The sequence below is a fragment of the Halomonas sp. E19 genome, from assembly GCF_052439355.1.
Classification (GTDB): Bacteria; Pseudomonadota; Gammaproteobacteria; order Pseudomonadales; family Halomonadaceae; genus Halomonas.
The window spans coordinates 690,810-713,361 of record NZ_JBNFWU010000001.1 but is presented as its reverse complement, the minus strand read 5'-3'; the positions used below and the strand labels follow the sequence as shown (position 1 = coordinate 713,361).

The 22,552-nt window shown below is 65.4% G+C and carries 23 protein-coding genes and 6 pseudogenes; 13 read left to right on the top strand and 16 right to left on the bottom strand.

Features of this window, described 5'->3' with window-relative positions; translation table 11 throughout:
- Positions 1-115: 115 nt before the first annotated feature.
- Positions 116-1,046 (top strand): annotated as a pseudogene (locus ACUDAL_RS03825) (2-dehydropantoate 2-reductase).
- Between the two features lie 65 nt (positions 1,047-1,111).
- On the opposite strand, the gene ACUDAL_RS03820 reads toward ACUDAL_RS03825, so the two are convergent.
- The 3 genes from ACUDAL_RS03820 to ACUDAL_RS03810 form a co-directional block, all read right to left on the bottom strand.
- On the bottom strand, positions 1,112-1,375 hold the full coding sequence (locus tag ACUDAL_RS03820) for a hypothetical protein (RefSeq protein ID WP_444677199.1): 264 nt from the start codon (positions 1,373-1,375) through the stop codon (positions 1,112-1,114).
- Positions 1,345-1,833 carry a phytanoyl-CoA dioxygenase family protein gene (locus ACUDAL_RS03815; protein ID WP_444677198.1) on the bottom strand — a complete coding sequence of 163 codons (489 nt, stop codon included), beginning with the start codon at positions 1,831-1,833 and terminating at the stop codon, positions 1,345-1,347. Before ACUDAL_RS03815 ends, ACUDAL_RS03820 begins: the two co-directional genes overlap by 31 nt.
- A gap of 446 nt (positions 1,834-2,279) precedes the next feature.
- The gene (locus tag ACUDAL_RS03810) at positions 2,280-2,756 is read right to left on the bottom strand and encodes a YbhB/YbcL family Raf kinase inhibitor-like protein (RefSeq protein WP_444677197.1); all 477 of its coding nucleotides are present in this window, start codon (positions 2,754-2,756) and stop codon (positions 2,280-2,282) included.
- 75 nt (positions 2,757-2,831) lie between these two features.
- Between ACUDAL_RS03810 and ACUDAL_RS03805 the strand changes: the two genes are divergently transcribed.
- A complete protein-coding gene (locus ACUDAL_RS03805) occupies positions 2,832-3,293 on the top strand; it encodes a flavodoxin family protein (protein ID WP_444677196.1) in 462 nt (153 codons plus the stop codon).
- Between the two features lie 117 nt (positions 3,294-3,410).
- Here ACUDAL_RS03805 and ACUDAL_RS03800 read toward each other — a convergent pair whose 3' ends face one another.
- The 3 genes and pseudogenes from ACUDAL_RS03800 to fadB form a co-directional block, all read right to left on the bottom strand.
- Positions 3,411-3,599: a CCGSCS motif protein gene (locus ACUDAL_RS03800; RefSeq protein WP_444677195.1), complete on the bottom strand. Its 189-nt coding sequence runs from the start codon at positions 3,597-3,599 to the stop codon at positions 3,411-3,413.
- Between the two features lie 164 nt (positions 3,600-3,763).
- Positions 3,764-4,942 (bottom strand): acetyl-CoA C-acyltransferase FadA, encoded by a 1,179-nt coding sequence (gene fadA / locus ACUDAL_RS03795; protein ID WP_444677194.1) that lies wholly within the window; start codon positions 4,940-4,942, stop codon positions 3,764-3,766.
- Positions 4,943-4,970: 28 nt separating this feature from the next.
- Positions 4,971-7,147, bottom strand: a pseudogene (fadB, locus tag ACUDAL_RS03790) (fatty acid oxidation complex subunit alpha FadB).
- A gap of 302 nt (positions 7,148-7,449) precedes the next feature.
- Here fadB and slyA point away from each other — a divergent pair.
- Positions 7,450-7,893: a transcriptional regulator SlyA gene (gene slyA / locus ACUDAL_RS03785; RefSeq protein ID WP_444677193.1), complete on the top strand. Its 444-nt coding sequence runs from the start codon at positions 7,450-7,452 to the stop codon at positions 7,891-7,893.
- Positions 7,894-7,965: 72 nt separating this feature from the next.
- Here the strand turns inward: slyA and ACUDAL_RS03780 are convergent, their stop codons facing one another.
- Entirely contained in the window at positions 7,966-8,502 is a 537-nt protein-coding gene (locus ACUDAL_RS03780; protein ID WP_444677192.1) for a preprotein translocase subunit YajC, read from the bottom strand.
- Positions 8,503-8,602: 100 nt separating this feature from the next.
- On the opposite strand from ACUDAL_RS03780, the gene ACUDAL_RS03775 reads away from it, so the two are divergent.
- Entirely contained in the window at positions 8,603-9,058 is a 456-nt protein-coding gene (locus ACUDAL_RS03775; RefSeq protein ID WP_444677191.1) for a universal stress protein, read from the top strand.
- 135 nt (positions 9,059-9,193) lie between these two features.
- Here ACUDAL_RS03775 and ACUDAL_RS03770 read toward each other — a convergent pair.
- Positions 9,194-11,115: pseudogene (locus ACUDAL_RS03770) on the bottom strand (ATP-binding cassette domain-containing protein).
- 100 nt (positions 11,116-11,215) lie between these two features.
- Between ACUDAL_RS03770 and ACUDAL_RS03765 the strand changes: the two are divergent.
- Both ACUDAL_RS03765 and ACUDAL_RS03760 read left to right on the top strand, forming a co-directional pair.
- Positions 11,216-12,061, top strand: a pseudogene (locus ACUDAL_RS03765) (TatD family hydrolase); the annotation flags it as partial.
- Positions 12,062-12,109: 48 nt separating this feature from the next.
- On the top strand, positions 12,110-12,586 hold the full coding sequence (locus tag ACUDAL_RS03760) for a hypothetical protein (protein ID WP_444679302.1): 477 nt from the start codon (positions 12,110-12,112) through the stop codon (positions 12,584-12,586).
- Here the strand turns inward: ACUDAL_RS03760 and ACUDAL_RS03755 are convergent.
- The 5 genes and pseudogenes from ACUDAL_RS03755 to ACUDAL_RS03735 all read right to left on the bottom strand — a co-directional run.
- Positions 12,572-12,970, bottom strand: coding sequence for a hypothetical protein (locus ACUDAL_RS03755; RefSeq protein WP_444677190.1), 399 nt, complete (start codon positions 12,968-12,970; stop codon positions 12,572-12,574). The genes ACUDAL_RS03760 and ACUDAL_RS03755 overlap by 15 nt on opposite strands.
- Entirely contained in the window at positions 12,967-13,092 is a 126-nt protein-coding gene (locus tag ACUDAL_RS03750; RefSeq protein WP_444677189.1) for a hypothetical protein, read from the bottom strand. The genes ACUDAL_RS03755 and ACUDAL_RS03750 overlap by 4 nt, the downstream gene beginning before the upstream one ends.
- Positions 13,050-13,658, bottom strand: a complete 609-nt coding sequence (locus ACUDAL_RS03745; RefSeq protein ID WP_444677188.1) for a hypothetical protein — start codon at positions 13,656-13,658, stop codon at positions 13,050-13,052. The genes ACUDAL_RS03750 and ACUDAL_RS03745 overlap by 43 nt, the downstream gene beginning before the upstream one ends.
- Entirely contained in the window at positions 13,655-15,043 is a 1,389-nt protein-coding gene (locus ACUDAL_RS03740) for a transketolase C-terminal domain-containing protein (RefSeq protein WP_444677187.1), read from the bottom strand. Before ACUDAL_RS03740 ends, ACUDAL_RS03745 begins: the two co-directional genes overlap by 4 nt.
- Before the next feature lie 197 nt (positions 15,044-15,240).
- Positions 15,241-15,738 (bottom strand): annotated as a pseudogene (locus ACUDAL_RS03735) (MFS transporter); the annotation flags it as partial.
- Positions 15,739-15,972: 234 nt separating this feature from the next.
- Here ACUDAL_RS03735 and ACUDAL_RS03730 point away from each other — a divergent pair.
- Together ACUDAL_RS03730 and ACUDAL_RS03725 are read left to right on the top strand one after the other, a co-directional pair.
- On the top strand, positions 15,973-16,263 hold the full coding sequence (locus ACUDAL_RS03730) for a LysR family transcriptional regulator (RefSeq protein WP_444677186.1): 291 nt from the start codon (positions 15,973-15,975) through the stop codon (positions 16,261-16,263).
- Entirely contained in the window at positions 16,218-16,829 is a 612-nt protein-coding gene (locus ACUDAL_RS03725) for a LysR family substrate-binding domain-containing protein (RefSeq protein WP_444677185.1), read from the top strand. Before ACUDAL_RS03730 ends, ACUDAL_RS03725 begins: the two co-directional genes overlap by 46 nt.
- On the opposite strand, the gene ACUDAL_RS03720 is transcribed toward ACUDAL_RS03725, so the two are convergent.
- Entirely contained in the window at positions 16,787-17,371 is a 585-nt protein-coding gene (locus tag ACUDAL_RS03720; RefSeq protein ID WP_444677184.1) for an elongation factor P hydroxylase, read from the bottom strand. The genes ACUDAL_RS03725 and ACUDAL_RS03720 overlap by 43 nt on opposite strands.
- 121 nt (positions 17,372-17,492) lie before the next feature.
- Here ACUDAL_RS03720 and ACUDAL_RS03715 point away from each other — a divergent pair.
- The 4 genes and pseudogenes from ACUDAL_RS03715 to ACUDAL_RS03700 form a co-directional block, all read left to right on the top strand.
- Positions 17,493-18,908 (top strand): annotated as a pseudogene (locus tag ACUDAL_RS03715) (MATE family efflux transporter); the annotation flags it as partial.
- Between the two features lie 18 nt (positions 18,909-18,926).
- Complete coding sequence (locus tag ACUDAL_RS03710) at positions 18,927-19,574, top strand: DUF3080 family protein (RefSeq protein ID WP_444679301.1); 648 nt, start codon at positions 18,927-18,929, stop codon at positions 19,572-19,574.
- On the top strand, positions 19,549-19,977 hold the full coding sequence (locus tag ACUDAL_RS03705; protein ID WP_444677183.1) for a hypothetical protein: 429 nt from the start codon (positions 19,549-19,551) through the stop codon (positions 19,975-19,977). Before ACUDAL_RS03710 ends, ACUDAL_RS03705 begins: the two co-directional genes overlap by 26 nt.
- Positions 19,978-20,112: 135 nt before the next feature.
- On the top strand, positions 20,113-20,826 hold the full coding sequence (locus ACUDAL_RS03700; RefSeq protein ID WP_444677182.1) for a hypothetical protein: 714 nt from the start codon (positions 20,113-20,115) through the stop codon (positions 20,824-20,826).
- A gap of 24 nt (positions 20,827-20,850) precedes the next feature.
- Here the strand turns inward: ACUDAL_RS03700 and tusA are convergent, their stop codons facing one another.
- Positions 20,851-21,102, bottom strand: a complete 252-nt coding sequence (tusA, locus tag ACUDAL_RS03695; RefSeq protein WP_444677181.1) for a sulfurtransferase TusA — start codon at positions 21,100-21,102, stop codon at positions 20,851-20,853.
- Between the two features lie 30 nt (positions 21,103-21,132).
- Here tusA and ACUDAL_RS03690 point away from each other — a divergent pair, with 30 nt between their 5' ends.
- Positions 21,133-21,420, top strand: a complete 288-nt coding sequence (locus ACUDAL_RS03690; protein ID WP_444677180.1) for an antibiotic biosynthesis monooxygenase family protein — start codon at positions 21,133-21,135, stop codon at positions 21,418-21,420.
- A 27-nt stretch (positions 21,421-21,447) separates the two neighbouring features.
- On the opposite strand, the gene rlmM is transcribed toward ACUDAL_RS03690, so the two are convergent.
- The gene (rlmM, locus tag ACUDAL_RS03685; protein ID WP_444677179.1) at positions 21,448-22,533 is read right to left on the bottom strand and encodes a 23S rRNA (cytidine(2498)-2'-O)-methyltransferase RlmM; all 1,086 of its coding nucleotides are present in this window, start codon (positions 22,531-22,533) and stop codon (positions 21,448-21,450) included.
- Positions 22,534-22,552: the final 19 nt, after the last annotated feature.

Genomic DNA, 22,552 nt, shown 5'->3' with positions numbered 1-22,552 from the left:
AAGGTGCGCCCAGCGCGGAGGGGATGCACCACGCCGGCAAGCCACTATCCTCAAAGACAGCAGCGACCAGAGACAAGATCACCCAGCGACATGGGCCAAGCCATAAGGGGGCAGCATGAAATTCGCCATCATGGGCAGCGGCGGGGTCGGCGGCTACTTCGGCGCCCGCCTGGCCGCCGCCGGAGAAGAGGTCACCTTCATCGCCCGCGGTGCTCATCTCGAGGCGATGCGCCGCAATGGGCTCAGGCTGACCAGCATCAAGGGCGACCTGCATCTAGAGCGCGTGCAGACAACCGATGACCCGGCGACAGTCGGCACGGTCGACTGCGTGATCATGGCGGTCAAGACCTGGCAGCTGCGTGAAGCCGCCGAAGCGATCCGCCCCTAGTCGGTGACACCACTCTGGTGCTGCCGCTGGAGAACGGCGTGGAAGCTGCCGATACCCTGGCAGAGGTGCTGGGCGAAGCCGTGGTACTGGATGGCCTGTGCGGCATCCTGGCCTGGAAGGAAGCCCCCGGGCATATCGTCCATGCCGGCGTCGATCCTTTCGTGCGTTTCAGCGAACGGGACAACCGCAACAGCGAGCGAACCGCCCGCCTCAAGGCGGCCTTCGACCGAGCGGATGGTGTTAGTGCCGAGATCCCCGACGACATTCGCGTGGCGCAGTGGAGCAAGTTCCTGTTCATCTGCGCCCTGAGCGGAATCGGCGCAATCACCCGCGCCCCGATCGGGGTCACCCGGCAACTGCCCGAGACCCGCCAACTGATCGAGGCGATCCTGGTGGAGATAGAGGCCGTCGCCCGGGCCCAGGGGTGGCCTTCCCCGACGATGCCGCCGAGCGCGCCATGCGCTTCATCGATGCAATGCCGGCCGAAAGCACCTCCTCGATGCAGCGCAACCTCATGGCCGGCGAGCCATCGGAGCTGGAATCCCAGAACGGTGCCGTGGTTCGGCTAGGCCGGGCTGTGGGCGTCGCCACGCCGGTCAACGAACTAATCTATGCCGCACTGCTGCCACAGGAGCTGGCGGCACGCGACACACTCTGATCGAGTCTTGCCGTGGCCACGCGGGCCACGGCATGCGACACATGGGCTGAACGAAACGCCAAGACTTACGAAACCGGCTTGAGCGGGCTCCAGTCCTTGCGGTTGGCGAGAAAGTCCGGGCGTGGGCGATTGCCACAGAACGGGTTGACCAAGCCATTCTCGACGCTATTGTAGACGAAGAACAGGTTGCTGCGCGGCCAGCACGACATGTTCATGTTGGAGCCGTGCATGGTGTTGCACTCGAACATCACCAAGGTGCCGGCCGGCCCCTTGGGCGCCTCGATGTCGCCCTTGAGCATCAGCTCGCGCAGGCTGGTATTGTCGGGCACACCAACTTCCTGGCTCTTAAGCGACTCCTTGTAGTTGTCGGTCGGGGTGCGGCCGACGCAGGGCACGAAGTATTTGTGCGATCCGGAATCAGCATCAGCGGGCCATTGAACTCGCCGTTGTCGGTGAGGATGATCGAACAGCTGAGGGAGCGCATGCGCGGCATGCCATCCTCGCTGTGCCAGGTCTCGAAGTCGGAGTGCCAGTCGAAGCCCTTGCCCTTGAAGCCCGGCTTGTAGTTGATGCGCGACTGGTGGATATACACGCCCTTGCCCAGCAGCTGTTCCACCATCGCCAGCAGCCGCGGGTCGCGAGTCAAGCGACTGAAGCGCTCGGATATCTCATGGATACCGAAGATGGAGCGGATCTCCTGTCGCCCCGGCTCCAGCACGGTGCCTTCAGAAAGCTTGAGATCCTCATCCTCTTCATAGTCGCGCAGCTCCTGGATGAAGGCCTCCATTTCTTCGCGGGGAAAAAGCCCTCGAAGGAAAGAAACCCTTTCTCTTCGTACTCCCGAACCTGCTCCTCGCTCAGCGGGCCATCGCTGCGCTCCGCCCCTTCGGTAAACACGACCGGGTCGATGCGCTCGAACATGCCGAGCTTGCGTTCCAGCCGCGTGGGAAACAGGTCCTGTACATCCTTTTTCATCGCATGCTCCTCCTTGATCTAAGCGAAACGCCCGTCTTCGGCGGGTCGCTATCCACCCTAGCCGTACGCCAAGTCGCATGCAAAGTCGCTTTGTATCGCTGCTTTATAGGATGAAACCGCCTGTAAATTTTCCTGACGCAAGGAGAAACAGACATCCTCTCGCCGCAAGGGCGGGATGTCTTCGACAGGGGGTACTGAGGGATTCGCCACCAGCGCGGCCGGCACAAGACCAGCCGCTTGGCTCCGGCACCGGGGGGTTCAGCCCCGGCGGTAGGTGCCGATCAGGCGATTCATGCCCAGCAGGTGGGGTTCGAGCTGCTTGAGCAGTTCCGCCAGCCCCAGCCCTTCCGGCAGATCGGTCGGCTTGCTCAGCGCCAGCACCCAGAAGTAGTAATGGTGTGGCCCGTGCTCTTCCGGTGGCATGGGGCCGCGGTACCCTACGCTGCCGAAGTCGTTCTTGCCGCAGGTTCCGTCGCAGGTCGCCTCGTCAAGGGAGGTGGTCGAGCCCGGCAGGTTATAGAGCAGCCAGTGAACGAAACCGTAGCTGCCGTGCTGCACCAGCGGCGCGTCGGGATCGTGGCATATCACCGCATAGCCCTTGGTGCCTTCCGGGGCATCGTGCCAGTTCAGGGGCGGCGAGACGTCCTCTCCTTCCCCCGTATGGCGAGCAGGAATGGCGCCATGCGCCTGAAAGGCGGGGCTCGTCAACTGCATATCCGACAGTGCAAAGGCCATGTGCGAAATTCCTCCTGTAGACAAAATGCGGAAGGTGTCGCAACAGCGTCGGAAAAAGCCATTAGACTGTCAAACATGAAACGCTTGCTGATCGTGGCTCATACGCCCTCGCCCAATACCCAGCGCCTGCGGGACGCCGCCGAACGCGGCGCCACTCACCGCGACATCGAGGCCATCGAGGTGGTGGTGAAAGCCCTGCTCGAGGCAGGCCCGGATGACGTGCTCAACTGCGATGCCATCCTGCTTGGCACCACCGAGAATCTCGGCTATATGAGCGGCGCGCTGAAGGACTTCTTCGACCGCAGCTACTACCCGGTGCTGGCAAAACGGCAAGGCTTACCCTGCGCGCTCTATGTGCGCGCCGGGCATGATGGCACCGGCACGCGGCGTGCGGTGGAGGGTATCGTCACCGGGCTGCGCTGGAGATGGGTACAGGAACCGCTGATCCTGCGCGGCGAGTGGAAGCAGGGCTTCGAGGCTCAGGTAGAAGAACTGGGTCTCTATCTGGCAGCAGGTCTCGACGCCGGGGTGCTCTAGCGCCCCCTTTCCGCTTAGTGTTGCCAACAACAAGACGGGCATGCCACATGGCATGCCCGTCTTGGATTCGGCGAGGGCTGGCGTACCCGGCTCGCTCGCCAGCGGCTGGTTACGGCGTCAGCCGCTGCACGAGCCGCAGCAGACGCCGGGCTCCCCATGCTTGCCTTTCTTCTCCACATCGGCGCCGGTCGCTTCGTCTGCGCTGGCATCCGCACTCGCTGCGGTTGTCGGCGCCGGCTCATATGCCTGAACGACGGGCTTGTCGTCTGCCTTGTCTTTCTTGAAGAGGGTCTTGAGCAGGCCCATGGGGATCACCTCGCAGCGGACTCATAAGAAGCATCAAACATGCATCTTATTGTTCGACGCTCAGTGCGTCAACGCTCGAAATGCAAACGGCCCTGCGACGCGAGATCGCAGGGCCGTTGCACATGCCAGAACCCGCTTGGGCAAGAACTGACTTGAGCGGGAACTTACTTGAGGCGTTCGAACACCGTCGCCACGCCCTGGCCCATGCCGATACACATGGTGGCCAGGCCAAGCGTGGTATCGCGCTGCTGCATCACGTTGAGCAGCGTGGTGCAGATTCTCGACCCCGAGCAGCCCAGCGGGTGCCCCAGAGCGATGGCACCGCCGTTGAGGTTGACCTTGTCATCCATGGCGTCGAGGAAACCGAGATCCTTGAGCACCGGGATCGCCTGGGCGGCGAAGGCCTCGTTGAGCTCCACGGTTTCGATGTCGGCTGCCGAGAGACCGGCGGCCTTGAGCGCCTTCTTCGACGCCGGCACCGGACCATAGCCCATGATCGAGGCGTCGCAGCCTGCCACGCCGGTGGAGAGCACCCGGGCGATGGGTTCGAGGCCCAGCGCCTGGGCACGCTCGTAGCTCATGATCGCCATGGCGGAAGCGCCGACCGACAGCGCCGACGAGGTACCGGCCGAGACGGTGCCGCTGCGCGGATCGAACACCGGCTTGAGCTTGGCCATCTCTTCCAGACTGGCGTCGATGCGCACCACTTCGTCATGCTTGAACAGGCGCTTGAAGCCATTGGCGTCATGCCCTTCGACGCCGACGATCTCGTTGTCGAAGTAACCTTTCTGGTTGGCCGCATAGGCGCGCTGGTGCGAACGCACGCCAAACTTGTCCTGATCCTCACGGGTGACGCCGTGCATCTTGCCCAGCAGCTCGGCGGTCAGGCCCATCATCATGGCGGCCTTGGCGGCATACTTGCTGGCCGCCGGGTTGACGTCGACACCGTGGGCCATGGGCACATGCTCCATGTGCTCGACGCCACCAATGACGTAGAAGTCGCCCATGCCTGCCTTGATGTTGGCCGCCGCGATGTGCAGCGCGGTCATCGAGGAGCCGCACAGGCGGTTGACCGTCTGGGCCGGCACGGTACGCGGTATGCCGGTCATGATCGCGGCGTTGCGGGCGATGTTCATCGACTGCTCGAGGGTCTGGTTGACGCAGCCCCAGATCACATCGTCGACTTCGCTCGGGTCGAGGCCGGCATTGCGATCGAACAGCGCCTGCATCACCGCGGCAGACAGATTCTCGGCGCGCACGTTGCGGAAGGCGCCGTTCTTGGCTTTGGCCATGGCGGTGCGCACCCCGTCGACCACCACGATGTCTCTCGGATTCAAACTCATTTCAACTTACCTCCTGCTCGTGGTGGGTTCAGCCCTGGGCCTGGCCGGGATAGAAACGCTCGCCGGACTCGGCCATCTTGCGCAGCTTGTCGGTAGGGGCGTAGAGCGGCCCCAGCTCCTCGGCAAGGCCATCGGCCAGCTTGACAAACTCGCCCACACCCATGGCATCGATGTAGCGCAGCGCGCCACCGCGGAACGGCGGGAAACCGATGCCGTAGATCAGCGCCATGTCGGCTTCGGCCGGCGTCTCGACGATACCGTCCTCGAGGCAGCGCACCGTCTCCAGGCACAGCGGCACCATCATGCGCGCGATGATCTGCTCGTCGGAGAACTCCTTCGTCTCCTTGGTCACCTGCCTGACCAGCGCATAGGCCTGGTCATCGCTGACCTTCTTCGGCTTGCCCTTCTTGTCTTCCTCGTAGGCGTAGAAGCCCTTGTCGTTCTTCTGCCCCAGGCGCTCGTTCTCGTACATCACCTGGATCGCCGACTTGCCGTCACGCGCCATGCGGTCGGGGAAGCCTTCGGCCATCACTTCATTGGCGTGCACCGCGGTATCCATGCCGACCACGTCGAGCAGGTAAGCGGGGCCCATGGGCCAGCCGAACTTCTCCATCACCTTGTCGACGCGCTGGAAGTCGGCGCCCTGCTCCACCAGCAGGCTGAAGCCACCGAAGTAGGGGAACAGCACGCGGTTGACGAGGAAGCCGGGGCAGTCGTTGACCACGATTGGCGTCTTGCCCATGGCGCGGGCATAGGCCACGGTCGCCGCCACGGCGGCGTCGCTGGTCTTCTCGCCGCGGATGACCTCAACCAGCGGCATGCGGTGCACCGGGTTGAAGAAATGCATGCCGCAGAAATTCTCGGGACGCTTGAGGTTCTGCGCCAGGCGGGTGATCGAGATGGTGGAGGTGTTCGAGGTGAGGATAGTGTCCTCGCTCACCAGGCCTTCCACTTCGGTCAGCACCGCGTCCTTGACCTTGGGGTTTTCCACCACCGCCTCGACGACCAGGTCGACGTGACCGAAGTCGCCATAGGAGAGCGTCGGGCGAATCAGGGTCAGTTTCTCGGCCATCTGCTCGGTAGAGAGCTTCTTGCGCTCCACCTGCTTGGCGAACAGCTTGCGAGACTCCTTGAGACCCAGCTCGATGGCCTCTTCCTTGATATCCTTCATCAGGATCGGCGTGCCCTTGGAAGCGCTCTGGTAGGCGATACCGCCACCCATGATGCCGGCGCCCAGCACGGCCGTCTGTTTGACGGCCTGAGCCTGCTTCTCGAACTTGCCCGCCTTCTTCTTGACCACCTGGTCGTTCATGAACAGGCCGACCAGATTGTAGGCCACGTCAGTCATGGCCAGCTTGACGAAGGCCTTGGCCTCGATGGCCTGGGCGCGGGCACGCTCTTCGCCGGCTCCTTCTGGATCACCTTGATCGCCTCGACCGGGGCCGGATAGTGCGGACCGGCCTTCCCGGCCACGAAGCCCTTGGCGGTTTCGAAGGCCATCATCTGCTCGATGGCATTGAGCTTGAGCGGGCCGCACTTCTCGGCACGGCGCGCCTGGTAGTCGAGCTCGCCGGCATTGGCCTGGGCAATGATATCGAGCGCGGCGGCCTCGAGCTTGTCGTTGGTCACCACGGCATCTACGGCACCCACCTTGAGCGCGGCATCGGCACGATTCTCCGTGCCGCCGGCGATCCACTCGACGGCATTGTCCGAACCGATCATGCGCGGCAGACGCACGCAGCCGCCCCAGCCGGGCAGGATGCCCAGTTTGGTTTCCGGCAGGCCGATCTTGGCCTTTTCGCCCATGACACGGAAGTCGGTGGTCAGCGTAACCTCACAGCCGCCGCCCAGTGCCAAGCCGTTGATTGCACTCACCGTGGGGAACGGCAGATCCTCGATGGCATTGAAGATATCGTGCACCTTCATCAGCATCGACTCGAGGAACTCGGCGCCCTTGCCGAACATGCCCTGGAATTCGGTGATGTCAGCACCGACGATGAACGACTCCTTGGCGCTGCCGATCACCAGCCCCTTGAGGCCGCTCTCGGCGCGAATCGCCTGGACGGCTTCGTCGAGCTCGGCGACCACGGCGCTGGACAGCTTGTTGATGGACTCACCTTTCAGGTCGAAGGTAAGCATGGCGACATCGTCGCCGCCGTTCTGGATACCGCGTGCCACCGTGATGGCATTGCCTTGATAGATCATCCGCGAATCTCCACACAGAGGTTGGCGTTGGAGGAGTGCCAAGTTTCATACGGCCGTTTGATTCCATCAAGCTTGGTGCACTCCAGCCGACACGTCAAGCCCCCGCCTTCCCTAATTGGCCTGATCTGGCTCTTCTCCACGCCTGGAACAGAACCCCGGCTGATGCTGCATTCAGGTGTGCTCGCACTGGTATTGGCCTCCATCAACGGGCCGAACCGTCACCCTGTCCAGTGAGACAAAGTTGCATTACACGCAAGGGGTCCGGACAATTCGGCTAATTCAACGATGAAAAGCGGAGTCCCATGCACCAGAACATCGGCTTCCGACTGTCCCGTTTGCCTCGCCTGTGGCGTGCCATCATCGATCGACGGCTGGCCCCGCTGGGTCTGACCCAGACGCGGTGGATCACGCTCTATCATCTATGGCGGCTAGGCGACGGGCAGCCGCAGTGCGACCTGGCACGTGCCATCGGCGTCGAGGCGCCTTCTCTGGTTCGCACCCTCGACCAGCTCTCGGAGCAGGGCTTGATCGAACGCTGCCCCTGCGAGCAGGACCGGCGCACCAAGCGGGTGTTCCTTACGCCGGCCGCCACGCCGCTGCTCGAACAGATCGATGAGGTAGTGACCCAGGCTAGGCGCGAGATGCTGGCAGGCTTGAGCGATACCGACATCCGCAAGCTCGATACCCTGCTGGAACATATCGAGAACAACGGCCTGGAGATCCAGACTCGGGAGAGTGAAGGCTGAACGACAGCCAGAAGACGCAAGCGCTGCCGCCCGGCCCGCGACCCGGTCGAGCTCGCCCTTCCGGCAGAGGGGCTAGCCGCGAGACTCGACGTCGCCGAAGGCACGCTTGGCCCCGGGCCGGTCGGCATGCCCTGCCAGCGCGTCACGCAGTCGCTTGAAGTCCTCGACGTAGCTGAGGAAGCGTTCGGCTGTCTGCGACTCCCACCACCACAGGGTGATGGCGAACTCGGAAGACTCGACGACCAGCGCATCCTGCGGCAGGCGCATCAATAGCGCCTCGAGAGGTTGGCGAGCCGCCTCCGGCAGGGGCCGCAGCGGTTCGATGCGCCAGCGCCAGTCAGCCACGCAGGGTGTGAGCACGTCGCTGGCCTCGCTTGCCCTCACCAGCACGAAGCGCGGGCCCGGGGCATCGCTCGGGTAGCGCCAGCGGTAGCCCGGCATGGGCGTGCCGATACCGTGCAGCGGCGGCTTCTCCATGACGACCTTGACCCCGGCTTTCATCGCCGCGTTGCGCAGCGGCGCCAGCCGGCGCTGCCGTGCACTGGGCTTGAGCCACATCACCGGCGAGATCATAAGCAAAAGCGCCGCCACGATTACTACCCAGACCATCGCTATCTCCGTTTCTTGACGCAAGTCGTTGTCTTGACTCGTCAGGCGTCCTAGAGTTAAGGCATATCAACTACATCGTGCCGCTTCGCAGGAGTCTGACATGAGCAATGAGTACCGCCACATCCTGGTCGCCGTGGACTTGACCAAGGATTCTCACAAGGTGCTCGAACGCGCCTTGCAGATCGCCGAGCGCAACCAGGCCAAGCTGTCGATCATGCATACCCTCGAACCGCTCGGCTTTGCCTACGGCGGCGACATCCCAATGGACCTGACCAGCATCCAGGATCAGCTCGACGAGCATGCCAAGCAGCGCCTGGCCGAGATTGCCGATCCGCACGTGGCCAAGGAGAACCAGCACGTCCTGGTGGGCATGCCGGATACCGAGATCCACCGCTTCGCCGAGGAGCACGGCGTCGACCTGATCGTGGTCGGCTCTCACGGGCGGCACGGCTTCGCCCTGCTGCTCGGCTCCACCTCTACCGGGGTACTGCACGGCGCCCAGTGCGACGTGCTCGCCGTCAGGGTAGGGAAGAAAGGCGAAAAAAGCGCTGAGTAAACTGCTGCGCGACCTCCGCCACTGAACCTTTACCTTCTTGATGAAGCGCTGAAATCGTGTCACCAGCGCAGATGGGTTGGCCGCCACCGGCGGCCAACCCATGCTTGACTGCTCACGCGCAGTAGCGAATCGCCCTTACTCACCCGCGGCGAGGGCTTCAAGCTCCATCCACCGCTCCATGGCGGCGTCGAGTTCGGCCTGCTTGTCGCTCATGGCCTGCAGCACCTCGGACACCACCCCCGCCTCCTGCTGATAGAACGCCGGGTCGCCCACCCTGGCTTCGTACTCCGCCACCTCGGCCTCGAGCCGCTCGATCTCGGCCGGCAGCGCATCGAGCTCGCGCTGCAGCTTGTAGGAGAGCTTGGCGGGCTTCTTGGCCGGCGGCGCTGAGGGGCCGGGCTGGCGGGCGCCTTCTCCACCGCCTTGGCCGTGGGCTCCACCTGCTGACGTGCCGCCCCTCCCACGGCGCCGGCGGCAGTTTTCCGCCCTGGCGCACCCAGTCGCTGTAGCCGCCCACGTACTCGCGCACCACGCCGTCGCCCTCGAAGGCCAGCACGCCGGTCACCACGTTGTCCATGAAGGCGCGATCGTGGGAGACCAGCAGCAGCGTGCCGTCGAAGTCGAGCAGCAGCTCCTCGAGCAGCTCCAGGGTCTCGACGTCGAGATCGTTGGTCGGCTCGTCGAGCACCAGCACGTTGGCCGGCTGGGTGAACAGCTTGGCCAGCAGCAGCCGGTTGGACTCGCCGCCGGAGAGCGCCTTGACCGGCTGGCGCGCCCGCTCCGGGGTGAACAGGAAGTCCTGCAGGTAGCTGATGACGTGCTTGTCCTTGCCACCCACGGCGATCCTGTCGCTGCCCTGGGCGACGTTGTCGTAGACGCTCTTCTCCGGCTCGAGGCCGGCGCGCAGCTGGTCGAAGTAGGCCACCTTGATGTTGGTACCCAGCCTTACCGTACCCTCGCTGGGCTCGAGCTCGCCGAGCAGGATCTTGAGCAGGGTGGTCTTGCCGGCACCGTTGCGCCCGATCAGGCCGATGCGGTCGCCGCGCTGGATCTCGAACGAAAGGTCGCGAACGATCGTCTCGTCGCCGAATCGGTGGGTCACGCCGACGAGTTCGACCACCCGCTTGCCGCTGCGCTCGCCGCTGTCGATGCCGAAACTGGCGCGGCCCTGCACCTCGCGGCGCTGGCTGCGCTCGCGGCGCAGCTGCTCCAGTGCCCTCACGCGGCCCTCGTTGCGGGTGCGTCGCGCCTTGATGCCCTGGCGGATCCAGGCTTCCTCCTGGGCCAGCTTCTTGTCGAACTCGGCGTTCTCCCGCGCCTCGACCTCGAGCTCGTGGGCCTTCTGCTGCTGGTACTTGGCGTAATCGCCCGGGTAGCGCCCCAGCCGCCCGCGATCGAGCTCGAGGATGGTCGTGGCCAGCTTCGACAGGAAGGCCCGGTCGTGGGTGATGAACAGCACCGCACCGTTGAAATCGAGCAGTTGCTCCTCGAGCCAGGCGATGGTGTCGAGGTCCAGGTGGTTGGTGGGCTCGTCGAGCAGCAGCAGGTCGGGCTCGGCCACTAGCGCCCGGGCCAGCGCCACGCGCCGCCGCCAGCCACCGGAGAGCGAGCTCATGAGGTCGTCGGCGGGCAGCCCGAGCCGGGTCAGCACCACGTCGATGCGCTGGTGAAAGGACCAGCCGTCGATGGCCTCGAGACGGCTCTGCAGGGTCGCCATGCGCTTCATGTCGGGCTCGGCCGCCTGCACCAGGTGGTGGTACTCGGCCAGCAGCTCGCCGGCCTGGGGCAGGCCCTGAGCCACCACGTCGAAGATGGTTTCCCCGAAGCGGACGGCAGGTCCTGCTCCAGCACGCCGATCTTCAGCCCCGGCGCGCGCCAGATGCTGCCGTCGTCGGGCAGGATCTCCCTGCCACCAGCTTGAGCAGAGTCGATTTGCCGGTACCGTTGCGCCCGACCAGTGCCAGACGTTCACCCTTCTCCAGCACCAGGTCGGCGCCGTCGAGCAGCACATGGGTACCATAGGCCAGTTGCAGGCCTTCCAGACGTAGCAGGGTCACACGCTCACCTCATCGTTCATCAAGGCGACTAGTGTAACGCATAGCTGGCTCGCCGTGGCTTTGGTTACAATGCGCGAAAGCCGCAAAGGAGCGCTTCCCATTGGCTGATACCGACGCCGCCTTCGACGACTTCCTGCCTGAGGCACTGCGCTTTCGTTCGCCCGCCCCGCTGGTGGACATCGGCGCCAACCTGACCCATGACAGCTTCGCCCGCGATCTCGAAGCGGTCGTGCAGCGTTCGCGAGCCGCCAACGTCACGACGCTGATCGTGACCGGCACCGATCTCGCGCACGCCGAGCAGGCCGTGGCGCTGGCCCAGCGCTTCCCGGGCGTGTATGCCACCGCCGGCGTGCACCCCCACGATGCCAGCCGCTGGAATACCGACCTGGCGGCAGGCATGGCCGAGCTGCACCGACGCCCCGAGGTGGTGGCCGTGGGCGAGTGCGGCCTCGACTTCAACCGCAATTTCTCCACGCCGGCGGAGCAGGAGCGCGCCTTCGAGGCCCAGTTGGGGCTGGCCGCGGAGAGCGGCAAGCCGCTGTTCATCCACGAGCGCGACGCCGGCCGGCGCATGTGCGAGATGCTCAAGGCCTGGCGCGACGACATCGCCGATGCCGTGGTGCACTGCTTCACCGCCGACCGCGACACCCTGCACGGCTATCTCGATCTGGATCTGCATATCGGCCTGACCGGCTGGATCTGCGACGAGCGTCGCGGCCATCATCTGCGCGAGCTGGTGAAGGAGATCCCCCTCGAGCGCCTGATGGTGGAAACCGACTGCCCCTACCTGCTGCCGCGCGATTTACCTGCCAAACTCAAGGGCAGGCGCAACGAGCCTGCCCTGCTGCCGTGGATCGTGCGCGAGATCGCCCACTCGCGCGGCAACGACGAAGCCGAGCTGGGCCTTGCGACCAGCGCGACGGCAAGACGCTTCTTTCGCCTTCCCTTGACCGGCGAACCCCAGGACAATGGCCGCCCCCACAGGAGTCGTAGCATGGCCGACATACCCGGATTCATCGCCGTGGAAACCGGCGCCGACAGCGATCTGCCCCTGGCCATTGCCTGGGTACTGAGCGACGGCAGGATCAAGCACACGCTGATCCAGCCCGACGACGACTGGCTCGACGACGAGTTCAACGAGCTCAACGGCTACAGCCTCGATGAGCTGCACAGCTTCGGCGCCAGCCCGCTCGACGTGATCCGGGAGCTGGAGAACGACCACTTCAACGCCACCCTGTTCACCGCCGGTGTCAGCGGCGACGAAGCCGCCCTGGCACGGCTGTTCGACACCTACGGCATCGACCCCTTCGTCGAGCTGGCCCCGGCCGACAGCCTCTACCCCGACCTCTCGGCCGGCGAGTGGAGCCGCGCCCGCAACGAGCTGTTCGGCGAGATGGGGCTCGAGCCGATGCGGCCCGAGCACGAAGTGGAAGTGATGCTGCGGCTGCACGAGCGCCTAGGCGGGGAGTGACGTCCGTCGAGACAGCAGCCACTCGCGCTGCTCCGCCAGGCCCATGCACAGCAGTTTCGGCTCCTCGGCCTGGCCGCGCTGGAAAGCGGCCTTGTCCGCCCAACCCTGCCAGCCGAGCTGGATCAGCGCCTGGGCCGTGGCCCCGCCCAGGGTCGCGCCCGGGCCGGGGATCACGATGCGATCCGGCGCGAATTCCCGCACGCCGACCCGGATCGCCGCCGTGAAGTCGTAGGACGCGACTAGCTGCTCGCCCAGGGTGTAATCCCAGAGCTCCTGCGGGTCGGTGCTCCAGGGCGTCCAGACGTGGCCGCGGCCATCGATCATCGGCACCTCGGGTGAGCGCAGCGGCAGGTTCGCCAGCGCGCGGCGCGCCTCGCGCTTCACCCCTCCTGCAGCGGCGTATGGAAGGCGGCGTGCTGGTGCAGCCGCAGCGGGAAGCGCTCGCGCGGTGGCAGGCTCTCGGTCAGCCACGCCAGCCCCGCCTCGTTGCCACCGAAGACCAGCATACCGCCCAGGTCGATGGAGAGATGGAGCTCCACCCCTCTCGACCGTGGATGCGCTCGAGCAGCGCCAGCAGCTCACGCCGCAGCGACCAGTCCGGGCGCCAGTTCTCGTCGACCCAGGGGTAGATGACCTGCCCACCGGCCAGGGTCTCCTGCATGCGCAGCCCCATGCTGCCGATCAGGTGCAGCGCCTCGTCGGGTCCCAGCGCACCTGCCGCCGCCAGGGCGATGTACCAGCCCATGGAGTTGCCGGTCACCGCCACCACCTCGTAGCGCTCGCGGTCGATGGCCAGCAGATCGGCCCAGGCGCAGGCATAGATCAGCGGGGCAGCGTGTTCGCCGCGCCCATGCAGGCTCTGGCGAAAGGGCATCTCACCGTCCAGCGCCGTGAGCGTCGGCATGCCGGCCTCGCGGCGCCTGGCATCGAAGCGTGCCAGCCACTCGCTGCCGCCCGCCAGTCGGTTCAGGGTGCCCCACTCGGCGGCGTTGTAGGTGCCGCGACCGGGGCAGACGATCAGCAGCCGCTCGCGGCTGCCGCTTTGGGGCTCGTTAGCGTGCCGTTGGCTCATGGGTTGTCACTCCCTGCCGTCGCCTGGCGCGGCGTCTCGGTCGTTGCTTCATCCTTCGCGCTGGGTGCAGCCAGGCGCAGCCCTTGCTCGACGATCGCCGCCACCGAAGGCAGCGTGACCGTGGCCGCCCGCCCCAGCGGGATGAAGCTGTCTTCGGCGGTCAGCCGGTGCAGTCGGCCGCTCGGCATGCCGCGCTCCACCAGCGCGGTGATCAGCTCCTCGCTGAGCGAGCCGCTGCGCCGGCATTCGTCCACCACCAGCACCTGGTCGCACTCGGCGACGCGACGGTGCACGGCATCGTGGTCGATGGCGGTCAGCCAGCGCAGGTCGACGATGCGCAGGTGCACGCCCTGGGCTTCCAGCCTTGCCGCCGCCTGACGCGAGAGGTAGACCCCGTTGCCGTAGGTGACGATGGCAAGCTCGCGCCCCTCGCCCCACTGGCCGAGCGCCCCCTGCGCCAGGCGATGCTCGGGCCCCGGGTCGGCGAAGCACCACAGCTGATCGCCCTCTTCATGCAAGTCGCGGGTGTGGTAGAGCGCGATGGGTTCGATCACCACCACCACCCGCTGCTCCTCGTCGGCCAGGCGCACCGCCTCCTGCAACAGACCCACGGCATCGGCGGCGTTCGACGGACAGGCCACCAGCAGGCCGGGGATGTCGCGCAGCACGGCAATGGCATTGTCGTTGTGGAAGTGGCCGCCGAAGCCCTTCTGGTAACCGAGCCCGGCGATGCGCACCACCATGGGGTTGGTGTACTGGCCATTGGAGAAGAAACTGAGCGTGGCCGCCTCGCCGCGCAGCTGATCCTCGGCGTTGTGCAGGTAGGCCAGGAACTGGATCTCGAGAATCGGCACCAGGCCGTTCTGCCCCAGCCCGATGCCGAGCCCGAGGATACTCTGCTCGTCGAGCAGGGTATCGATCACCCGGTGCGGCCCGAACTGGGCCTGCAGGCGCTGGGTGACGCCGTAGACGCCGCCCTTGCGACCGATGTCCTCGCCCGCCATCACCAGGTGCGAATAGCGCTCCATCAGACGGGCGAGCGATTGATTCAGCAGCTTGGCCATGGGCGCCGGCGTAGGGTCCACTTCGTCCTGCCAGGGGCGTGCACGGCCCGGTCTTGTTGGCGGCACGATGCTGGCCATGACCTGAGCGGCCGTCTCCAGCTTGGGCCGACGTATCGCCTCCTCGGCGACATGCGCGACCCGCTCGGCCACCGAGCGGTAGAGTGCGGCGATGGCGTCGCGCCCGAGGACGCCGTGACGCTCGAGCAGTCCGGCCGTGACCAGCAGCGGGTCGCGGGTCTCGTCGGCCTTGATCCGCGCGGGAGAGAGATAGGCCTGCTGCGCATCGGAGCCGGCGTGGCCGTAGAGCCGCACACAGCGCATGTGCAAAAACACCGGCTGCCTGCGCCGCCGGGCAATGCGTTCGGCCTCCTGGCCGCCCGCCAGGTGTCGAGCAGGTCGAGGCCGTCGCAGGCCAGGTAGTGAAAGCCGGGGCGCGAACGCATGCTGGCTTCGATCCAGCCGTTCGGCGTGGGCGTGGAGATGCCGATGCCGTTGTCCTCGCACACCATCACCAGCGGCAGCGGCGCCCCTTGATAGGCCGCCCAGCCGGCGGCGTTGAGCGCGCCTTGGGCAGTGGAGTGGTTGAACGAGGCATCGCCGAAGCTGCAGATCGCCACGCCGTCGGCGGGCCACTCGCCGCCGCCGCCCAGCCGCCGCCACAGGCCGAAGCTGTAGGCGGCTCCCACGGCCTTGGGCAGGTGCGAGGCGATGGTGCTGGTCTGCGGTGGCACGTGCAGCGACTTCGAGCCCAGCACCTTGTGCCGCCCGCCCGAAACCGGGTCCTCCGCCGAGGCGGCGAAGCTCAGCAGCAGATCCCACAGCGGGGTCTGCCCCGGCACACCGCGACTGCGCTGGATCAGAAAGGCCGCATCGCGATAGTGCAGAAAGGCAGGATCGGTGGCACGAAAGGCGCGGGCGATGGCGGCATTGCCCTCATGACCGGCGCTGCCGATGGTGTAGAAGGCCTCGCCGCGAGCCTGCAGGCGCCGGGCGTGCAGGTCCAGGTGACGGCTCATCAGTTGGGTTTCGAACAGCTCAGCGAGACCCGCGGCAGAGAGCCCGACCTCATCGAGCGACCAGTCGCGCTCGGGGGTTGGCCAGTCGCCGCTGCGCAGGGCGGTGTAGAAACGCTGCTCTTGAGGTAGGGGTTCGAACGCCATGCTGACTCCGCAGGCAGAAGTAGATGCCTCTAGCCTAGCGCGCCCGGGAGGCAAAGCGATAATATCGATCTTCTGCCCCAGATATAGGTCATGCCTATGGATATTCGCAGCCTGCGCTACTTCATCGCCGCCTATGAGGGCGGCTCGATCAGTGCCGCCGCCCGACGCTGCCACGTGGCGCAGCCCTCGATCTCGACGGCGCTGGCTCAGCTGGAGGAGCACCTGGGTACGCCGCTGTTCGAACGCCATCGGCGCGGCATCACGCCGACCGAAGAGGGCCACCGGCTCTACCCCTGGCACGTCAGGTCAGTGAAGACCTCAATGCCATCGGCCGGTTGTTTCGCACGCCGGCGCCATCGACGCCGGTGCGCCTGGGCCTGATGCGCTCGCTCGGCGCCAGCCGCATGACGGCACTGCTCAAGGAGTACATCGGTCAGGGCGACAATCTGGCCCTGACCCTGGTCAACCCCGAGGAGCGCTGCGACGCCCGCATCATCGGCGAACAGGACCTGGCAGCCGGCGAGGCGTTTCAGCCCATCTGGCACGACAGCTACCTGTTGGCGCTACCCGGCGGCCACCCATTGGGACTGAAAGCGACGGTGACCTTGAGCGAACTCGACGGCCTGCCATTCATCTGGCGCCATCCCTGCGCCGCCATGGAGCAGCTGGCATCGGCGTTGAGCGATGCCGGCGTACGCTGTCAGGTCCGCGCTCGCCTGCGCACCATCGAATACACCCTGGGGCTGGTGGCGGCCGGCGTCGGTGCTTCACTGGTGCCGGCCTGGCCGGAGATCCTCGATCATCCGGACGTGCAGTGCCGGCCGCTCAGTGGCCTTGCCATTCGCCAGACCGTCGGCGTGGCCTACCCGTCGCGCCAGGCCATGCCCGCCCTCGAGCCGCTGTTTCAGCTCGGCAGGCAGGCGTGGGAGTCGGCCGGTGCTGCCTGAGCCAGGACATCGAGGCCGCTGGCCACGGCACGCTCGAGAGAGAACCCCTGCCGGTAGAAGCCCTGCAGCGCGGCATGAAAGGCCGCCGCCCGGGCGGGGAGCCCTTCTCGCTCGTAGCGCGCCGCACGGGCCGTGACACGGGCCGCGAAGGCTTCGCGGTCGACCTCCACGTCTCCGCCCAGGTTGTCGACGCTGACGTGAAAGCGCAGCCCGCAGGCGTGTGAAAACAGCATCTCCAGCGCCTGAGGCGCCACTTCCGCTGCCTCGAAGCGGCGCTGCTGCTCGGCATCGCGCCCATCGGGCAGATACCAGTAGCCGTAGTCCTCGAGCTGGCGACGCCGCTCGCCGGCGATGCACCAATGGCTGATCTCGTGCAGAGCGCTGGCGTAGAAGCCACGGGCGAAGATGACACGGTGGTGGGGACAGGCCGTATCGGCAGGCAGATAGAGCGGCTCGTTGCCGCCGCGCACCAGCCGGGTGTTGAAGCGCGGCACGAAGAGCCCGTCGAACAGGGCGATCACGTCCTCGAGGCGATGCGTCACGCTGGCGTCCTGTGTGGCTGAACGGCGGGACAGTATAGGCGAGTCGAGCACGCAGCGAAATTCACCGGATATTGCTAACATATTCGGTTCTCCTGACGCATTGGTCAGGCTTTCGACACGCATGGAGCCTTCTGCCTTGGCAACGTTCTTCTCCGACCTGCTGAGCGTCAGCCGCACGGAAACGCGGCCGCTGATGCGTCTCGCCCTGCCCATTTGCGGCGCCCAACTGGCCCAGGCCGGCATGAGTGTGGCCGACGTGATGATGACGGGGCGACTCAGCGCCACCGACCTGGCCGCGGTCTCGGTGGGCTCCAGCCTGTGGCTGCCGCTGATGCTGTTCATGACCGGTACCTTGATGGGGCTCACGCCTATCGTCGCTCATCTGCTCGGCGCCGGCACCACCGAGCGCATCCGCCCCAGCGTGCACCAGGCACTGTGGGTGGCCCTCGCCCTGGGCGTGGTGGCGGCACTGTTGCTGTGGTTCACGGTAATGCCGATCTTCCGTGTGATGGACGTTCCCCCCGAGGTGGCACGCCGCTCGGCGGCCTATCTCTCGGCCGTGGCCTTCGGCATGCCGGGCGTCGCACTGTTCCAGGCGCTGCGCGCCTTCTCCGACGGCATGAACCACACCCGTCCCTCGCTGTGGATCAGCCTGGTTGGGCTCGGGGTGAACATTCCCAGCAACTACGTGCTGATCTATGGCGGTGACGGGCTCACGGCGCTGTTCGGCGGCTGGCTACCCGGCTGGATACAAGGCCTGCCGGCGCTGGGCGCACTGGGCTGCGGTATTGCCACCGCCCTCTCCATGTGGGTCATGTGTCTGACCATGATCGCCTACACGCGGCGCTCGCGGGCCTACGGCAACGTCTCGCTGTGGCACTCACCCACCCCGCCGCGCTGGCGACTTATCGGCGAGCTGCTTTACGTGGGCGTGCCCATCGGTGTGGCGATCTTCGTCGAGGTGACACTGTTCACGCTGATCTCGCTGTTCATCGCCAGTCTGGGTGAAGTGACGGTGGCAGCGCACCAGGTCGCATTGAACTACACCTCGATTCTGTTCATGCTGCCGCTGGCACTGAGCATGGCGCTGACCGTCAGGGTCGGCAACACCCTGGGCCAGGGCAAGGCCGAACAGGCACGCATGGTGGCCTGGAACGGCATACTGGTCTCGGTACTGATCGCATTGCTCAACAGCACCTTGCTGTGGTTCACGGCAGAGCCGGTCATGGCCCTCTACACTCACGATACGGCCGTGCAACGCCTGGCCCTGACGCTGGTCCTGCTGGCCATGCTGTATCAGGTGTCCGACTCACTGCAGGTCAATCTGGCCGGTGCGCTCAGGGGCTACAAGGATACCCGGATCATCATGGTCATCACCCTGTTCGCCTACTGGGCGGTAGGGCTGGCCGGCGGCCACTGGCTGGGTACCCGCGGCCTGCCCGGCTGGAGCGAACCGCTGGGAGTGCATGGCTACTGGATCGGCCTGATCGCTGGGCTCACCGTGGCGGCGCTGCTGCTCGGCGAGCGGCTGCGGCGCAGGGCCAAGGAGTCGCGCATGGCAAGCAGGAGATACCGCTGGAGTGAAGCGAAACGCCTGCTGACGGCAGGCATGATGGCATTGCTGGTGACAGGCTGCGGCAACGGCGAACAGGGCGATGCCAAGCTCATCGAGTACCAAAGGGCGCTCGCCGAAGCCCTGGGACAACCGGCGCCGGAGAGGACGGCGCCACCCAACATCGGCGCCTTTCCCGAACGCGATGAGCGCCTCTTCGAGGTTGCCGACACCCGCGAGGGCATACTCAACGTCTACGCCTTGCGCGATTGCCACATCACCCAGCTGGTCGCCGCCCGCAACAACCAGCTCGGGCGCGTGGCGCCACCCAGTCAGCAATGGATATACGAACTGGAACTGTGGCGCCGCCTGCACGCCTGCTGGCACAGCGACGTGCCCGACAGCTTGTCGGACGCCAACCGCGAACGCCTCGAACGGCTCACGCTGATCAAGACCGAGCAACTGCCGAAAGTGAGCTGGAACAGCCTGTTCGACTCCGACGAGTGGGTGCGCAGCTTCTCACGCGCCAGTTCCCCCTGTCACCGAACGACACGCGCGGCATCGAGGCACAGTTCGAGGCCCTCGCGTGGCTGCACCAAGCCACCGTCAACCAGTTCAATCCAGAGTGGCAGCACGACTCGGCCATCCTAGAAAATCACTTCAAGTCGTTGCGCAGTCGCCCCTGACCGCCGAGCTGCTGCGCGCCCTGGTGCTTGCCGGTCAGCGGTTGGCGGAAGCCAACACCCTGCTTGAGCAGAGCCTGGCCGCCCACAATACCTGCCGGGCCCTATCCGTCTCATCTAGCGAACTCAAGCGCCGGCTGGACGATACCCCGGCATCTGCCTGGCTGGATGACCTCGACCAGTTGGCCAGTCGCTGGCTTGTAGCCATCGACGCTTTGCTTGAGAGCCACCTCGAGGCACCAGCGGCGGTCGCCGAGTATCGCCGGCGCTGGCTCTCACTGGAGCAGCCGGATGCACCGCTGCCCGCACTGCGCCGAGCCCGCAGCGAACACCAGCAACACTGGCAGGCACTGAGCGCGCGCTGCCCATGAAAAAGACGCCGCCGGGCTTAACTTGTACGGCGAGTCTGTGATATTGGTTGAAGCAGTAGCTAGCAGTCGATCCCGTCAGCCTTGCCGCAGCCGTGACCTATCCGCTCGGCCCATGCAGAATCTGGAGGGAGAAACATGGGTATGTCACTGTCACCCCGCCCTGCCCGGGTCATCGACCTGGCAACGATGCGCCACAAGCTCCAGGCCAGACGCCGCCTGGTTCGCCTCTCACCCGAGCTCGACGGTCTCGAGATGGTCTACAGTCTGGCCTCGGAGCCGGATGCCCTGTTCAGCATGCCACTGCTCGCCTGGGGGCTGCGCGAAGATGGTGAAGTGGTCGGCCTGGTGCCCTGGATGGAAACCCTGACGCCTTGCCACCAGCTCGACGATCCCGAGCACGGGCGCTTCGTTGGCTACCGCGACCCCGAGACCGAAGAGCTGCTCATCTCCCCACCTCCGCACAAGGCCTGTGAGCTCGAGCACGCCGCCGCCTACTTCGACTACGAGGAAACCGCCGAAGTCACCCTCATTCAGCAGCTTCCAGACAGCCAGGGCACCCACGCCCTATGCGTCGACGAGCCTGACCAGCCCTGGCAGCTTAAGCAGGTATTCGGCTGGCGCCTCTACAGCGACGGCAATGTGGAAGCCCTGCTGGCGGATGAGTCGCGCATCGAATCGACCCCGATTCTTCCTGGCGATGCCTGCCTCTACCCCGGGCGCAGCCGGCACCACATGGTTTACTTCTTCCAACGCAGCGTTGCCAATCGCATCCGTGAGCAAGACCCCGGCACACTTGAGGCATTAGCGCTGATGGTGGCACCCGACACCTCCAGCGACGGCCGCGGATGATACCAAGGGCGGGCTGTCAGTCCATCAGCCCAAACGGATAAAGTAGAGAAAGTATCCGTCCGACTCCTCCTGAGCTATCAGGTCATGACCCAAAAAGCTGCAGAACTTAGGTACGTCACGAGTCGTGGCAGGGTCGGTGGCGATGACCTTGAGTATCTCACCAGGGCGCATGTCACGCACCTTGTTGTGCATGAGCATAATGGGCTCCGGGCAATAGAGGCCCGTCGTATCTAGTTCGACCTGATAAGCTGGCTGCGAATCGGCGGTTTGCATCATTGATCGACCTCGGCGTGGGGAAACTGCTAGATGATCAAGATCATAATCGAACGTCGTATCATGCCTGGCCTGGAACAGGAATACGAGGAAGCTGCCCGCGAAGCCATGCGCTGGTCACTGGGTGCACGGGGCTTCATCGGTGGCGAGACCCTCGTGGAGCTGGGCCACAGCGACAAACGTCTCATGATCACCAAGTGGCGCGACTTGCGCGCCTGGAAAGAGTGGTACGGAAGCGAGGAGCGGGCGCGCGTGATGCAGCGCATCTGGCCTCTGCTGACCGAAGACGAAAGCATTCGAATCTACGAGCCCTGCTACTAAGGCCCGACGCTGACTGGCCCGGCAGGGTCAGTCGAGCAGCCTGACATGCACCGTCACCTCTTCACGGTCATGGTAAAGATGGCGGCAACGCAGCTCCACAGTTACGCCGGCCTGGTCGAGCCCTTCCTGCAGCATGAGCAGACACCGCGTTACCTCCTGCCAGCGCCGCTTCATCGGCAATTTCAAGTTGAACACCGCCTCGCGGCACCAGCGCCGCTCCAGCCAGCGCAGCATCATTGCCGTCACCCTCGCGGGCTTGTCGACGATATCACATACCAGCCAGTCAAGGCGCTGCGGAGGCTCCCACACGAAACCGTCTTCACGCAGATGCTCCACCATGCCCGTAGCCAGCAGCATCTTGTCGATCGGGCCATTGTCAATAGCAAACACATGCATGCCGCGCTCCACCAGCTGCCAGGTCCAGCCGCCGGGCGCCGCCCCAAGATCGGCGGCCTGCATGCCTTCTGCCAACCGTATCTCCCATTCATCGCGCGGGATAAACTCATGCCAGGCTTCTTCAAGCTTCAGCGTCGAGCGGCTCGGCGCTCCCTTCGGGAAGCGCAAACGGCGAATGCCGCCCGGCAGCTCGCTGCGGTTGCCAGGGAAGCTCATGCCCAATTGCACGCAATCGCCATCCGTCCAGAACAGATGAAGGCGGCGCCCACCCGCCTTTCGCCGCAGCCCTCCCCGCTTACGCAAGGCTGACTCCAACGGCCGCGTCAGCGCCTTGATCAGCCCGGCCAGCGCCTTGCCTTCATTGGTGTCTGGCGTTTCGTGCCACACCGCCTCGAACGACCAGCCGGCTGCCACCACCTGTTCTACGATCGGCGCTAGCCGGTCATCACGCGACATGGTCAATGGCGGCAGCGCTACCAGGCTCTGGCGCGCAAAGATCAACCGAGCAAGCAATAGATCTCGGTGAAACTCATTGATAGGCCTGTCTTCCAACGCCACGAACTGGACAAAGCCTGACTGCGCCTGGCCTTCTGCTCGCCCTATCCAGCCCAAGGCTTCTGCCTGGGCGGTAATTTCCGATGCCATGTCCGCTTCGAAACCTGGGCGGCAATAGAACAGCAAGCGGTCGGGCAGAACCCTGTCTGCTTGTGGGGGCATGCATTTCCCTCTTCAAACC